The sequence below is a fragment of the Bacillus sp. KICET-1 genome, assembly GCF_027721405.1.
Classification (GTDB): domain Bacteria; phylum Bacillota; class Bacilli; order Bacillales; family Bacillaceae; genus Bacillus; species Bacillus velezensis.
On sequence record NZ_CP113515.1, the window covers coordinates 2,840,809 to 2,853,592 of the forward strand.

Below are 12,784 nucleotides of genomic sequence, written 5' to 3' on the forward strand. Positions count from 1 at the left end.
TTAGAAAAGTCTGCCGTTTATATGTGGATTGACGTTTTTAAGGCGGTGCGGATAGGGAAAGGAACAGTGAGCAGCGGAAAAAGGAGGAATCTATAATGGCAATTGACTCACTCATCGGCAAATTGAAGTACGTAATGACGGAATCTCCTGATAAAATGCTTTCCTTATATGTAAATACGGATATGAGAAATCCGGATCAGCAGGGGGGAGAGTGGAAAATCGCCTTGAAAACCGGTTTTCGGAGATTAAAAGAGTATCTGTCTGCCAGTGATCCGGAAGAAGAAAAATCTCTCGTCCGCATCATGGAACGTGTCTATCAATATATCGATGGGCTTGGTAAAGAGATGCCGCGAAGTCTCGTATTTTTTGCATCGGGAGAAGGCGGTATTTGGGAGACGATTGAATTGCAGGTGCCTGTCGAAACACGATTTTATTGGGAAGAAACGGCTGTCCTTGATCAATTAGAACTTCTCCGTGAACAATTTCCGAGCACGGCTTTTATTCTCACCCAGCAGAATGAAGTGAAGATCATAGAAACCGTACTCGGAAAAATTGAAGGGGTGGAGCATTATCAATACGACGTCATCAATGAATCGTGGAAACCGCAGGATGTAAGCGGAAGCTCCGCCTCAATGGACGAAGACGCCGCCAAAGCCCACGTCGAAGAAAACCAAAACAGGCTGTATAAACGATTGGCTTCAAATCTTGATCAAAAGGCCGCTTCACACCAATGGGAGCGTCTCGTAATCGCAGGGGACAAAGAAACAGCCGATATTCTCGATCAGCATATGAATAAACCGATAGATCGGATCATTCCAAAAAATCTGTTGAATGAAAACGAGCATAAGGTGATAGAAGAACTGTTGAAGGAAGCATAATATGACGAAAGGCCGGGTCTCAAACACCCGGTCTTTTTAGGGCTTAAGTTTGTCTAATTTCTGACGAAGCGGACGAAACCGTTGACATCAAAGCTGAATTCTCATACCATTTGGATAGTCAGTAAAATTGAGAGAGGTCATAAGATGAATCAGACAGAAAACAAACCTAAAAGTTATACCGGTATCGTGCTGACATTGACCGTTCTGATCAACGGGTTAATTGCGGTGCTGTTTTTTATGCCGAAATCGGGACAGGTCAGCATTGCCAATATTCATATTCTGCCGATGTTAAATGCCATTTTTAACAGCTTCACGTTTATCTTTTTGCTGGCAGCGCTCTTTATGATTAAGCAAAAAAACATTCAAGCGCATAAACGTTTTATTTTAGCGGCGTTTACGACGACTTTGCTGTTTTTGATCTGCTATGTCGTGTACCACTCGATAGCTGAGAATACTTTATTCGGCGGCCACGGCATCATGCGCGGGATTTACTTCTTTATTTTAATTACGCATATTTGCCTTTCCTTCATCATCGTGCCGCTTGCGCTGTTTACGCTGATCAGAGGATTCAGTATGCAGGTGGAGCGCCACAAAAAAATCGCCAGATGGACGATGCCGCTCTGGCTGTATGTCAGTCTGACGGGCGTCATTGTATACTTAATGATCTCACCGTATTATTAAAAAAAGCCGTGCTCTGCGCGGCTTTTTTCTATTGATTGAAAAAGGCGCCTCATCAGGGCGCCTTTTACTCTTCAAGCGTTTCAAGTGTTGTTACATTTAAGGATTGTTCAACGGTTTTTGTTTTTGCTTTTACTTTTTCTGCGTACGTGTAATCACCATAGCAGTAGGGATAACGGAAATTGTCTTTGTTCCCTCCGCAAGTGTAAAGTTTCGGATTCTTTTTGACCTGCTGCTCGGAGTATTGTTTTGCCAGTTCCTCAGTATGCGATCCTCCATGTTCAGCCACAAAATCAATATAGCCGGCTCCCATGTTGTAGCTTTGTATAATCGTATCCAAGTCTACGCCTTTTTTCTTGCCTGTTTGGTACATGAGAGTGAATTGTTTGATTCCCTGTTTGATACTGGTTTGAGGGTTTTTAATCTCATTTCGCTTTAAACCCAGAGATTCTGAAGACTGCATGGGATCATTTCCTCTTCCTTTTGACTCCTGATATATCATGCCGAGTACAAGCGATGTATATTTGGTGAGTCCTTTTTCATCCAGCTCGTCTTCAACAAGCGGTTTGTAATCTGTCAGCCGTTCAAGGACGATCGGTTTGACATCAAACGGAAGACTTTTGAGCAATTCATTATTTGAAAATAACAGAATGAGGAAGAAGGAAACCATGACAAAAACACATATCATCATAAGACCCGCGGCAGCGAAACAGCCTTTTTTCTTTTTCTCCACTGTGTTTCACCCTCAATTTCAGGAGCATTATGACTTTTTCATTATGACACAGATGAATGCGCGAAACCAAGCGGAAACCCGTATTTGAAACATAAATTTAAAATAACGGTTCTTTTGTCAGGCGCAGGATGTATCTGCATCAATTGACATTTGGTATAATTGGGCTACTTGAGAAAAGAAGGGTGAGGTATATGACTGAATTTCACGAATCCGGAAACACGAATGACCCCGCTGTCGATTTAGATGAGGAAACTTTATTTTTGGTTGCCCAGACTTTTAAGGCGCTGTCTGATCCGACCAGAATCAGAATTCTCCATTTGCTGTCACAGGGTGAGCACGCGGTAAATGATATCGCAGAAAAGCTGAATTTGCTGCAGTCTACCGTTTCTCATCAGCTGCGTTTTCTTAAAAATCTGCGCCTCGTCAAATCACGCAGAGAAGGAACATCCATCTATTATTCTCCTGAGGATGAACATGTGTTAGATGTGCTTCAGCAAATGATTCACCATACGCGGCACGATTAAAAAACATCCCTGCTTTTTAGACAGAGATGTCAGCCGTACTGACTGTTATTGGTTTGGTCTCTGCTCGTTTTTAAAACATAAAAAGAGAAGCCGCTGTAATACACTGCGATGAAATAAAAGATACTGATGGTCAGCGGATCGGCCCCGACCGTTTGGCTGTATGCCTCCGGATGGGTAAAGTCCGCTGTGACCCGGTAAATTTCAATAACGCGATAAACAAATCTCGATAGGAATAACGTTAATAGAATAAGTTCAATCCACAGGTGAGTGCGAAAATACATTTTTCCGCGGCGTTCTTCAAAAGAAATGTTCCGTTTGGCAAACAGGACCAGAAGCCAGCCGCAAAAAGTGCCGAATATAAGATGGCCGTATAAAGCCGGGTGTGTGATGCTGAAAAACGCCAGAGCTGCGGCCAGCAATGAAAACAAAATCATTCTGGTATAAAGCCAGCGGGGTTTCAAAGGCTGAAAGCCGACGGACCGTTTCACCTTTTTATACAGGAAAAAGGCAATCATTAAGACAGGGCAGATGCTTTGAAGTGTGATATGCATGGTGTGGAACTCCCCCTCCGTTGAGTAGTGTATGCTTATCCGGCTAGTTTTAGTAGTCTGATTTATTCGCAGGCTGAAAGCATCTTTTATCACAGTATGCGCGTTTCTTTTTTTTGCATAAGAGAAGCGCCCGCGCCTTTTTCAGGATTTAAACAGAAAACTCTTGATAAACTAACAGTATTAGTTATAATAAAACTAATGATATTAGTTTTAGGGGGATGTTGATGAGAATCTTACAATACGGAAGTGTTTGGCAGCTGACTTTTTTTCCAGCGCTTTTCCCGGTGAATTGTTATTTGGTTGAAGAAGAAGAAGGAGTAACCCTGATTGACGCCGGACTGCCTAACAGTCATAAAGGAATCAAGCAAGCATTGCGGCAGCTTGGGAAGCCGCTGAATGACATATTACTCACCCACGCGCACGGGGATCACATCGGTTCGCTTGACTCATTAGCTGCGGAATTTCCGGATGCTTCCGTCTGTATTTCTGAGCGGGATTCTTTCTTGCTGAAAGGTGACACTTCTTTATTTGAGCATGAAGCACAAACGCCGATAAAGGGGGGAGTGCCGAAAAATGTTCAGATCGAACCTGATCGCCTGCTGAAAGGCGGCGAGCGGATCGGATCTTTACTTGTCATTCCCGCTCCCGGTCATACGCCGGGAAGCCTCGCTTTTAAAGATATGAGAAATGATATGCTGATCGTCGGAGATGCCTTTCAAGTACGGGGCGGCCTTGCTGTTTCTGGGAAGCTGAAATGGAAATTTCCGTTTCCGGCTTTTGCTACGTGGAATAAAGAAGAAGCTGTAAAAACAGCAAGAACGCTTATCGCTCATCAACCAAGCAGTCTGGCCGCCGGACATGGAAATGTTCTCTGCAATCCCGTTGAAATGATGGCTGAGGCTGTTGAGGAAGCCGAACGAAGCCTGCCGGGAGGCCGATCATAATGTCACCGAGAGTCGGAATGAGCCTTGACATGATATTGAGAGCCGCAGCAGGCATCGCTGACGAAAAAGGGCTGAACGAAGTGACGCTTGCGGCTGTTGCAAAGTCCTTAAACGTAAAACCGCCTTCCCTTTACAATTTTGTCAATGGCCTTCAAGGAATTAAAACAGAGCTGGCTATCTCCGGTTTAACTATGTTATATGAAAGAATGGCGGCCTCTGCAGAAGGACTGACGGGTGAAACGGCTTTGCTTGCTCTTGCCGATGCCTATATCAATTTCGCCGAAGCCAATCCCGGATTATATGACGCAACATTTCAAAAGATAAAAGACGGCCGGATTGAGAATCTGTCAAGCCTGCTTGTAGAGCTTGTTGTCAGGCAGCTGACAGCGAACGGTTATGCACAGTCTGACACTGCGATTCATGCTGCGAGAGGACTGAGGAGCCTTCTTCACGGATTTGCCGTGTTGAGAAAACAGAGTGCATTTGAATTAACCGAATCAATTAAGGAAAGCCGGAAGTTTGCAGTTGTTGCTTTCTTAAGAGGTTTGCAGTCGAGTGAACAATAATATTATTATGTAAACTAAATAAAAAGACGCATCATATAAAAAGGAGGGACAAATGGATTCATTACAACATATCATTTGTGAGCGGCGCACCTATTCACATATTTTTGATTCTCATGCACACACATACTGCCAAATGCTTTTTCCGCTCGAAGGACAGCTGGACCTGGAGACAGAAAGACGTGAAATCAGATTAAAACCTGATCAAATGCTGTATATTCCGCCCGGGTATGAACATCGGTTCCGTTCTTTGGAGCGAAATGAATGTCTCGTTCTCGACATACCGGCATTTTTTTTCAAAGGTTCCTTTGACCCCGGCGTTCTGAATAAGCTTGATCCTTTTTGGACATCGATTCGGTTTCTGCTGACAGAAGAGACAAAGCAGCAGTCGGCTCATTCATTGAGTCTGCTTGCAGAATATATTGCTGGAAAGATACAAGAAAACCGTACGAATAATTCAATTGCGTATATCCGCCGAAATCTCTCAAAGACTTTTACAATTAAAGAGCTCGCCGCAATGGAACATTACCACCCGGCGTATTATTCCGACTGGTTTAAAAAGCAGACGGGAAAAAGCCCGCAAGCTTATATTGCTGAGCTCCGTATGAAGAAAGCGGAACAAATGCTTATTGAAACAAAATGCCGGCTGACAGACATCAGTCAGGAGGTCGGCTTTCAAAATTTGTCTTCCTTCACCAGATGGTTTGTCAGACATAAGGGAATAACGCCGCGCGTCTTCCGAAACACCTTTCAATCTGATAAATAATCCTGAAAATCGGTTAAATAAACTGCTTCTTTTTTTGGTATCATGATTGTAAAAAAGGAGTTTTTGATATGGCAGTCATCGAAGATTTTATCAAGCTTGATCTTAGAATAGGAACGGTCGTAAAAGCGGAAGTATTCCCGGAAGCAAAGGTGCCGGCCATTAAGATGACAATAGATTTCGGCGAAGAGATCGGCATGAAACAATCAAGCGCCCAGATTACAAAACGGTACGAACCGGGTGATCTGACGGGCAGACAGGTTACCGCTATTGTCAACTTTCCGCCGCGGCGGATCGCCGGATTTAAGTCAGAAGTTCTCGTTCTCGGCGGCATCCCGGAAAAAGGAGATGTTGTCCTGCTTACGCCAGAGCAGACAGTACCGAACGGAACGAAAATCGGATAATAAAAAAAGACGTTTGCAGAAGCAAACGTCTTTTGCGTATTGAGGCGATACACCACACGCCACATTCGTGTGTGCCGCAAGGGCATGTGCATCGGCTTACACAATTCAGCTCATCGCTATATCAATATAGCATGGCGGGTGTGGAAATGCAAGAGATTTTTCAACATATGTTATATTTGGCTTTGTTTTGCCGATCCCAGATTCCTTCGTGTAAGGTTTTGTTTGAAATTTTATGATCTTAAATAAAGCAGTTCGACAAATGCAAGAGATTCATCTAATCTTATATCCTATGGTGAAATTTAGACAGAAAGAAGCGGAAAGGAGACGTAAATGAAAGTATTTGAAGCAGCCTCGTTCATTTCAGCCGCAGAAAAGCGGGCTAAACAATATGATCAGATTAGAGAACAATTTATCAATCTCAGGAAAGCTTTTCAGGGGATGGCTGACTTAGACGACAGTGAGTTTTCAGGCAAAGGCGCCGACAATATCAAAGCCTTTTTCCAGGACCACGCCAGCGTCACGGACAGCTGGCTTGATCTGATCGATATGAAGATTGCGTTTCTCAACAGTATTTCAGGAAAAGTAGCTGATGCCGGATTAGCCGATTCGTTTGTGGAAGAGTCATTTTTAGAACACGAGCTGATTCATGCGAAGAATAAATCAAAAGCTATCATGCAGGAGCAACGAAATGAAATGAGGGATATTCTTAACGAGATAAGCGATATTGTCCATCTTGATGTTTTCTCTACAGAAGATGTCGATCAAAAGCTGGAATCAGCAGACAAGAAACGGGACAATACCATACACACGCTCGGAAAGCTCGATCATGATCTAACGAAAGAATACGCAGAAACCGAGGCAAATGAACATTTCATTCAGGCTGACTTTCAACAGCTCCAAAATGCCACGGGTAAAGGGAAAAATGCAACACCACTTCACTATAACGCAAAGACGTACAGAGAAAGCGACATACATAAGAAAAAAGGCGAGATTGCAAGACACTCGGATGCTTATTTGACGATTAAGAAGGAAGAAGCGAAAGAACGTGAAATCAAGGATCTGAAGAAAAAGCTGGCTGACGGTGTGATCGATCCGGATGAATATTTGGAAATTGCGAAGAAGATCGGCTATGAAAACCTTGAACCTTCCCAACAGCAATATGTCATTCAGCTTGAACAAGCAAAACAGATGGAAGAAGCCGGAGAAGTGACTTGGGATATTTTAAAAGGAGCCGGCGTTGGTTTATATGATGTCGGGAAAGACACGGTGACCGGTCTATGGGACTTCATAACCGATCCGGGGGAAACGCTGTCAGCACTGGGGAATGCAGTACTTCATCCTGTTAAAACATATGATGCTGTTAAAGCGGCAATTGAAGAGTCGTATCAAAAGGATATGGTGAACGGAGATGCTTACTCCAGATCAAGATGGGTGACATATGCGGTCGGTTCAGTGGCTGTGGCTGTCGTCGGAACAAAAGGCGCAGGAGCCGTTAACAAAGCTGATGCGGCGGGGAAGGTCATAAACAAGGCAGGACAGGCAGGGAAGAAAATTAAAGACGTTAAACTTCCAGAACTGCTCCCTTATAACTCAAAATATGATCTTGCTCTGGCCGATAACGTACCATACAATGTGGTTGACAGCCAAAACCTTAAAAATGAACTTTTGACCAATGCAAAGAAAATCCCGGATGGAACGAGAAAGCCGTTTACTGGTCAAGAAATAAACCTTCCTTGGTTAAATAAAGAAAAGTATGGTGCCTTTGAGGTTAAGGGCAAGGTAAAAGCAAAGGGAAAAGTTAAAGACATAAGCCGCAGAGTGTATACTATGAAAGATATTGATATGAACCAAAAAACAGAATTTGGCGTAACAAATCTTCAGCTTATGAAAAACGGTAATGCTCCTTATGCAAAAGATGGCACACAGATTAATTTACATCACTTGATTCAAGAAGAACCTGGCCCAATGCTTGAAATCCCAAACAGTTTACATACAAAATATAGTGATGTTATTCATAAGCTTAAGACTGATGGTGAAAGTTTTAGAAATGATAAGGTTTTAAAAGCACAATATGAAAGCTTTCGAAAGAGATATTGGAAGTGGAGAGCGAAACAATTTGAGAATGAGAATTGAGGTGTTTAAATTAAATGATTTATTCAAAGGTTGAAAACTTTATTAATGAAAACAAGCAAAATGCTATATTCACAGAGGGTGCAAGCCATGAAAACATAACTCGCATTGAAGAAATCCTCCAATGCGAACTTCCTATTAGCTATAAATGGTTCTTAGAAAAATACGGTGCTGGTGGTTTATTCGGGGTTTTAGTTTTAGGCTATAACTTCGATCATGCGTCAGTTGCAGATAAAACTAAAGAATATAAACAACATTATGGACTTGCTGATGGTCTTGTTGTCATAGAAGATGTTGATTTTTTTGCTTACTGTCTAGATACGAATAAAATGAAAGACGGAGAATGCCCTGTAGTGGAATGGGATAGGATAATTGGCTATCAAGATATCGCTGCAGAAAGCTTTATCGAATTTTTTTATAATAAGATTCAGGAAGCGAAAGATGACTGGGAAGAAGATGAAGACTGGGACGATTAATAAAAGAAAGCTCTCTTTTAGAGAGCTTTTTTCAGATTTTCAATTTTTAACAGGCTTTATAATGAGCAAACAGGCATTACTCAAAATACTCGCCGCGCCTATCCAAAGCAGCCATTGTGTTGCGGTCAGCCATGAGGCAGTTAGGATAAAGAGTCCGATGGCAATTGATATATAATTGCCGGCTCGGTCCAGTTTACGTTTGCAATGAATTTTATATTTAGCATGAGAAATAAATTGATCAATTTTATCTTTCAGCTCATAGCATTTTTCCTTCATCTTATCCTCTGTTTCTTTTACTTTTCGATAAAGCATATTATTCATCGTCTGCACCCCCATATCGCCGTTTTGAAAATTCAGCCATGATTTTTTCTTCATAGTCATCTGAGATGAATTGTGCCTGATCTTCAACTTTTAAATGTGCTTTTTCTTCAAAACCATCCTGTTCTTCACCATCAAAACGATAAAGTTTTTGCAATAGCCTCCAGAATGTTTCAATTTCATCAGTTGTGAAGTCTTGAAACATATCCGCTAAAAAATAGGTGGATTTTTCTGAACAGGAAATTAACGCTTTTTTTCCTTCAGCGGTAATCTCAATATTGATTGCACGTTTATCCAGTTTGCTTGGCACAGTGTGAACATATCCTTTTTTCGCGAGGCTTGAAATTAATTTGTTAGCGGTTTGTTTTGTTGTGCCCAGCTTTTTAGCGATATTCATAAGTGTGGTATCTTCCGTCGGTAAATGGGCAATAGCAATAAGAGTCATGTGCTGTCGGGAAGTCAACAGTTCTAAGTATTCGTCCCCCCGAGCCTGCACTTTATTGACAACCGAAAATAATGATGCGTAACTTTGTTGCATAACATGCAGTTCCTTCATTAGTAAATTAATATCCATAAGGTATCTCCTATCTGAATTGTCACCATGTTGACAATTACAATATACATCGAAATGGGAAATAAGTCAACATGGTGACTAATAGTAGTGGGTGCGGATGCAAAAATGTCACAGGCAGTCGGAGTGTTTACAAAAGGGGAAATAAGTATAATAAATGCGAAAAGGGCATTAATCCAAAGTGAGAAGGTGTTTGACATGCAGAAAGTGAACTGGTCAGAACAGTATGAATGGTTCAATAAACAGGATAAAAAAGACGGGCGTTTAATGGCGCTCCTTCGTCATGAGCTTACATATGAGGAAGTCATACGGTTATATAAGAAAGGGTTTTATTTGAAATCTAAAGAAGGGGATGTTTCGTTAAGTAAGAACGATATCTGTCGTATGTTTGGGGTTGAAGAGAGGCAGGGCGGCGTATCTTGATGAACGGGAAGAGAAAAACTCTTCCCGCTTTTCATGGCAGCTGTTATTCTTTTTCCAGCATAGAAGTCAGCCATTCTCTTAATGTATTCTTCTGCACATACCGCTTTCCGTTTCTCGTGATATGCGGAATGTCAGAGGTGTCGGGCACGATTTGTTTTGCTTCTTCCTTCGTAACTCCTAAATAATAACCAATATAGAAGTGCAGATCTTTTTCTTTAATGAGAATGTGGTCAGTGTGTTCATGAGGATCAGGTGATTTAAAGTTTTTCAATCCGTCTCCGATGAAATATCCGGCTAAAGCGATTCCGATGCCGGTAATGATATCCATACAGCAAACCTCCAATAAACGTTATCACTTTTTATACGGTGAAGCCGGCTGAAAGGATTCAGCCTTCATCAAAACCGCCCGGCGTTTATTGCGGGCGGTTTTGATTGCTGAGCTTTTCCACCTGCACCTTTCCGGAGAAGAAAACAGCGCCTCCGCCCATATCCGCCAGCCGATCGGGCGTGAGCGAGTTGACAAGCTGTTTTTTATCATCCATATCGGCCCAAAGACCTTGGCTGACTGCAACGCCGGGAAGCACCTGTTCGCCGACCGAAGCTGTTAATTCACACTCGCCGCGGTGATTCCAAACTCTAACGGTTTCCCCGTCTTCTATGTTCCGGCGTACAGCATCCTCTGTATGAATAAAAAGCTTTGGCGCTTTTTCTAATTTTACGTGTTTTTCATTATTCGAAAATGTTGAATTTAAAAAATTATGATTCGGTCCCGGGACAAATAAAAGCGGAAAATCATCATCGCTCTCAAGAGGGATGTGTGTCGGCAGCGCCGGATAACCGTCCTGTTTCATCTTTTCCGAATATAATTCAATTCTTCCGCTCGGTGTCTTGAGCTTTCCCGGAAAAAGCGGTTTTTTCCGTTTGGCTTTCATGAAGGAATGGCGTGAGAGCGCTTCGTAATCAATATCCTCGATATACGGATTGTCGGGAAAGTCCAGCGCCTGTCTGATCAACTCTTCATCGGAATCCTGAAGCTCCTGCTCGGTAAATCCCATTGCTCCGGCAAGCAAACGGAACACTTCTGTATTCGATTTGCTGTCTCCGTAGGGTTCGATCACCGGTTTTTGCAGCTGAATAAAATGATGCCAGTAAGACGTGTAAAAATCTGTGTTTTCAAATGCGGATGCAGCAGGGAGCACGATATCCGCATATTTGGCGGTTTCCGTTAAAAACAGATCGTGAACGACTGTAAATAAATCCTCCCGCAGCAGGCCTTTTCTGACTTTATTCGCTTCCGGCGCAACCACTGCGGGATTCGTGCCGTAAATAAACAGGGAGCGCACGGGCGGTTTTGTTTCTAAAAGAACGCTTCCGAGCCTGTTCATATTAAATGATCGCGGCTTCCTGCCGTAAAGCAGATCAGGCCGCTGGAGCGCTTGTCTGTTATAGTTTAATACCGCGCTGTTGTGCTTGATTGCGCCTCCTCCTGTGTTGAGCCACTGTCCTGTAACAGCCGGAAGGCAGGCGACGGTGCGGACGATCATTCCGCCATTGTCATGGTGCTGAATGCCGTTTCCGATCCTGATAAGGGAAGGGGAGGTTTCCCCGTACATTCTCGCAAGACGTCTGATATCGTCGGCCTTAACGCCTGTAATAGCAGAAACTGTTTCCGGATCATAGTGTTTAACATGCGCTTTTAATTCGTCACTGCCTTCGGTGTATTCTGTGAGAAATGCTTCATCGTGAAGGTTTTCGTCGAATAAGACATGCATGATACCGAGGGCGAGTGCGGCATCTGTGCCGGGGCGAATGGGAATAAACCAATCGGCAAGCCGGCCGGTTTGGTTCTTATGTACATCGATAACGACAATTTTAGCCCCTTTTTTCCGGGCTTTTTGAGCAATCATGACTTGATGCATATTCGTACTGACGGCATTGATCCCCCAAAAAATAAAGAGCTTTGCATGTATGGTCTCCTCCGGATCAGTACCCGCTCCTTCACCCATTGTATAGTTATAGCCTTCAGATCCGGCTTTGCTGCAGATCGTCCGTTCGAGATGACTCGCTCCGAGACGATGGAAAAAACGGCGGTCCATTCCCTCTGCCGCCAGTTTTCCCATATTGCCGTAAAAGCTGTACGGAAGAATGCTTTCTGCTCCTTCTTCGGCAATAAGCTCTTTCCAGCGCGCACTGATCGTATTGATCGCTTCCTCCCAGGAAATAGGCGCAAACGCGGCTTCACCTTTTTTACCGATCCGTTTTAACGGAACGGTTACACGCTTCTCATCATAAATACGCTCAGCCATGTGTCTGACTTTGTTGCAAATATTCCCTGATGTGACCGGGTGGTCGGGGTCTCCCTGAATGTTAACGATTTTTCCGTCTTTTTTTGTCACAAGCAAGCCGCATTGATCGGGACAGTCTAGTGAGCATACCGACTTAAAGACCCCGTTCGGCTGTGTTGCAGCAGAATTCATAGCCCATTTCTCCTCTTTGTTTATATTGTAAGCATTATAACATTTCAAAATCGAACGTCAATTCAGAAAAAAGTGTTGACATCACGGAAAGACTTTTCTATGATGAGTTTATTCTTTTAAAAAGCCTGACAATTTCATCATTTTATTTTCTATCCAGAGAGGTGGAGGGACTGGCCCTATGAAACCTCGGCAACATTTATTGTGCCAATTCCAGCAAGCGTATGCTTGAAAGATAGGAAAGAATGATCTATACATATTTGTGCGCTTCAAGCGCATAAAGACGGTATATGAATCTCTTTCCTTCTTTGGGGAAAGAGATTTTTTTATGAAAAAATTTATGTGAAAAGGATG

At 42.9% G+C, this 12,784-nt stretch carries 16 protein-coding genes and 1 riboswitch; of the genes, 10 read left to right on the forward strand and 6 right to left on the reverse strand.

The window, feature by feature from the left end; all coding sequences use genetic code 11:
• Positions 1-95 precede the first annotated feature (95 nt).
• Together OVA33_RS14660 and OVA33_RS14665 are read left to right on the forward strand one after the other, a co-directional pair.
• The gene (locus OVA33_RS14660; RefSeq protein WP_017417957.1) at positions 96-878 is read left to right on the forward strand and encodes a VLRF1 family aeRF1-type release factor; all 783 of its coding nucleotides are present in this window, start codon (positions 96-98) and stop codon (positions 876-878) included.
• A gap of 144 nt (positions 879-1,022) precedes the next feature.
• On the forward strand, positions 1,023-1,559 hold the full coding sequence (locus tag OVA33_RS14665; RefSeq protein ID WP_007611945.1) for a DUF420 domain-containing protein: 537 nt from the start codon (positions 1,023-1,025) through the stop codon (positions 1,557-1,559).
• Between the two features lie 64 nt (positions 1,560-1,623).
• Here the strand turns inward: OVA33_RS14665 and OVA33_RS14670 are convergent, their stop codons facing one another.
• A complete protein-coding gene (locus tag OVA33_RS14670; RefSeq protein ID WP_017417956.1) occupies positions 1,624-2,289 on the reverse strand; it encodes a lysozyme family protein in 666 nt (221 codons plus the stop codon).
• A gap of 191 nt (positions 2,290-2,480) precedes the next feature.
• On the opposite strand from OVA33_RS14670, the gene czrA reads away from it, so the two are divergent.
• Entirely contained in the window at positions 2,481-2,813 is a 333-nt protein-coding gene (gene czrA, locus OVA33_RS14675; protein WP_007407993.1) for a Zn(II)-responsive metalloregulatory transcriptional repressor CzrA, read from the forward strand.
• Between the two features lie 29 nt (positions 2,814-2,842).
• On the opposite strand, the gene OVA33_RS14680 is transcribed toward czrA, so the two are convergent.
• Positions 2,843-3,364: a CcdC protein domain-containing protein gene (locus tag OVA33_RS14680; protein ID WP_007407994.1), complete on the reverse strand. Its 522-nt coding sequence runs from the start codon at positions 3,362-3,364 to the stop codon at positions 2,843-2,845.
• A 224-nt stretch (positions 3,365-3,588) separates the two neighbouring features.
• On the opposite strand from OVA33_RS14680, the gene OVA33_RS14685 reads away from it, so the two are divergent.
• The 6 genes from OVA33_RS14685 to OVA33_RS14710 all read left to right on the forward strand — a co-directional run bounded on the left by OVA33_RS14685 (position 3,589) and on the right by OVA33_RS14710 (position 8,644).
• Positions 3,589-4,308, forward strand: a complete 720-nt coding sequence (locus OVA33_RS14685; RefSeq protein WP_270777504.1) for an MBL fold metallo-hydrolase — start codon at positions 3,589-3,591, stop codon at positions 4,306-4,308.
• Complete coding sequence (locus OVA33_RS14690) at positions 4,308-4,874, forward strand: TetR/AcrR family transcriptional regulator (RefSeq protein WP_017417955.1); 567 nt, start codon at positions 4,308-4,310, stop codon at positions 4,872-4,874. The genes OVA33_RS14685 and OVA33_RS14690 overlap by 1 nt, the downstream gene beginning before the upstream one ends.
• 52 nt (positions 4,875-4,926) lie before the next feature.
• Positions 4,927-5,637, forward strand: a complete 711-nt coding sequence (locus OVA33_RS14695) for an AraC family transcriptional regulator (protein ID WP_017417954.1) — start codon at positions 4,927-4,929, stop codon at positions 5,635-5,637.
• A gap of 68 nt (positions 5,638-5,705) precedes the next feature.
• Positions 5,706-6,038: a chaperone CsaA gene (gene csaA / locus OVA33_RS14700; protein WP_007611940.1), complete on the forward strand. Its 333-nt coding sequence runs from the start codon at positions 5,706-5,708 to the stop codon at positions 6,036-6,038.
• A gap of 330 nt (positions 6,039-6,368) precedes the next feature.
• Positions 6,369-8,171, forward strand: a complete 1,803-nt coding sequence (locus OVA33_RS14705; RefSeq protein ID WP_063636659.1) for a T7SS effector LXG polymorphic toxin — start codon at positions 6,369-6,371, stop codon at positions 8,169-8,171.
• 14 nt (positions 8,172-8,185) lie between these two features.
• Positions 8,186-8,644 carry an SMI1/KNR4 family protein gene (locus OVA33_RS14710; protein ID WP_014418100.1) on the forward strand — a complete coding sequence of 153 codons (459 nt, stop codon included), beginning with the start codon at positions 8,186-8,188 and terminating at the stop codon, positions 8,642-8,644.
• 39 nt (positions 8,645-8,683) lie between these two features.
• Here OVA33_RS14710 and OVA33_RS14715 read toward each other — a convergent pair whose 3' ends face one another.
• Both OVA33_RS14715 and OVA33_RS14720 read right to left on the reverse strand, forming a co-directional pair.
• Entirely contained in the window at positions 8,684-8,965 is a 282-nt protein-coding gene (locus tag OVA33_RS14715) for a hypothetical protein (protein ID WP_017417952.1), read from the reverse strand.
• Positions 8,958-9,536 (reverse strand): MarR family winged helix-turn-helix transcriptional regulator, encoded by a 579-nt coding sequence (locus OVA33_RS14720; protein WP_017417951.1) that lies wholly within the window; start codon positions 9,534-9,536, stop codon positions 8,958-8,960. The genes OVA33_RS14715 and OVA33_RS14720 overlap by 8 nt, the downstream gene beginning before the upstream one ends.
• Before the next feature lie 195 nt (positions 9,537-9,731).
• Between OVA33_RS14720 and OVA33_RS14725 the strand changes: the two genes are divergently transcribed.
• A complete protein-coding gene (locus OVA33_RS14725) occupies positions 9,732-9,956 on the forward strand; it encodes a hypothetical protein (RefSeq protein ID WP_026092256.1) in 225 nt (74 codons plus the stop codon).
• 43 nt (positions 9,957-9,999) lie between these two features.
• On the opposite strand, the gene OVA33_RS14730 is transcribed toward OVA33_RS14725, so the two are convergent.
• The gene (locus OVA33_RS14730; RefSeq protein WP_014418096.1) at positions 10,000-10,284 is read right to left on the reverse strand and encodes a hypothetical protein; all 285 of its coding nucleotides are present in this window, start codon (positions 10,282-10,284) and stop codon (positions 10,000-10,002) included.
• 85 nt (positions 10,285-10,369) lie between these two features.
• Positions 10,370-12,433, reverse strand: a complete 2,064-nt coding sequence (locus OVA33_RS14735) for a molybdopterin oxidoreductase family protein (protein ID WP_017417949.1) — start codon at positions 12,431-12,433, stop codon at positions 10,370-10,372.
• 146 nt (positions 12,434-12,579) lie between these two features.
• Positions 12,580-12,672: riboswitch (SAM riboswitch) on the forward strand.
• The last annotated feature ends 112 nt before the right edge of the window (positions 12,673-12,784 follow it).

What these genes read in the sequence shown, in the direction of transcription:
- OVA33_RS14660 (WP_017417957.1), top strand. Translation starts at nt 96, where the DNA reads ATGGCAATTGACTCACTCATCGGCAAATTGAAGTACGTAATGACGGAA.
- OVA33_RS14665 (WP_007611945.1), top strand. Translation starts at nt 1,023, where the DNA reads ATGAATCAGACAGAAAACAAACCTAAAAGTTATACCGGTATCGTGCTG.
- czrA (WP_007407993.1), top strand. Translation starts at nt 2,481, where the DNA reads ATGACTGAATTTCACGAATCCGGAAACACGAATGACCCCGCTGTCGAT.
- OVA33_RS14680 (WP_007407994.1), bottom strand. Translation starts at nt 3,364, where the DNA reads ATGCATATCACACTTCAAAGCATCTGCCCTGTCTTAATGATTGCCTTT.
- OVA33_RS14685 (WP_270777504.1), top strand. Translation starts at nt 3,589, where the DNA reads ATGAGAATCTTACAATACGGAAGTGTTTGGCAGCTGACTTTTTTTCCA.
- OVA33_RS14690 (WP_017417955.1), top strand. Translation starts at nt 4,308, where the DNA reads ATGTCACCGAGAGTCGGAATGAGCCTTGACATGATATTGAGAGCCGCA.
- OVA33_RS14695 (WP_017417954.1), top strand. Translation starts at nt 4,927, where the DNA reads ATGGATTCATTACAACATATCATTTGTGAGCGGCGCACCTATTCACAT.
- csaA (WP_007611940.1), top strand. Translation starts at nt 5,706, where the DNA reads ATGGCAGTCATCGAAGATTTTATCAAGCTTGATCTTAGAATAGGAACG.
- OVA33_RS14705 (WP_063636659.1), top strand. Translation starts at nt 6,369, where the DNA reads ATGAAAGTATTTGAAGCAGCCTCGTTCATTTCAGCCGCAGAAAAGCGG.
- OVA33_RS14710 (WP_014418100.1), top strand. Translation starts at nt 8,186, where the DNA reads ATGATTTATTCAAAGGTTGAAAACTTTATTAATGAAAACAAGCAAAAT.
- OVA33_RS14715 (WP_017417952.1), bottom strand. Translation starts at nt 8,965, where the DNA reads ATGAATAATATGCTTTATCGAAAAGTAAAAGAAACAGAGGATAAGATG.
- OVA33_RS14720 (WP_017417951.1), bottom strand. Translation starts at nt 9,536, where the DNA reads ATGGATATTAATTTACTAATGAAGGAACTGCATGTTATGCAACAAAGT.
- OVA33_RS14725 (WP_026092256.1), top strand. Translation starts at nt 9,732, where the DNA reads ATGCAGAAAGTGAACTGGTCAGAACAGTATGAATGGTTCAATAAACAG.
- OVA33_RS14730 (WP_014418096.1), bottom strand. Translation starts at nt 10,284, where the DNA reads ATGGATATCATTACCGGCATCGGAATCGCTTTAGCCGGATATTTCATC.
- OVA33_RS14735 (WP_017417949.1), bottom strand. Translation starts at nt 12,433, where the DNA reads ATGAATTCTGCTGCAACACAGCCGAACGGGGTCTTTAAGTCGGTATGC.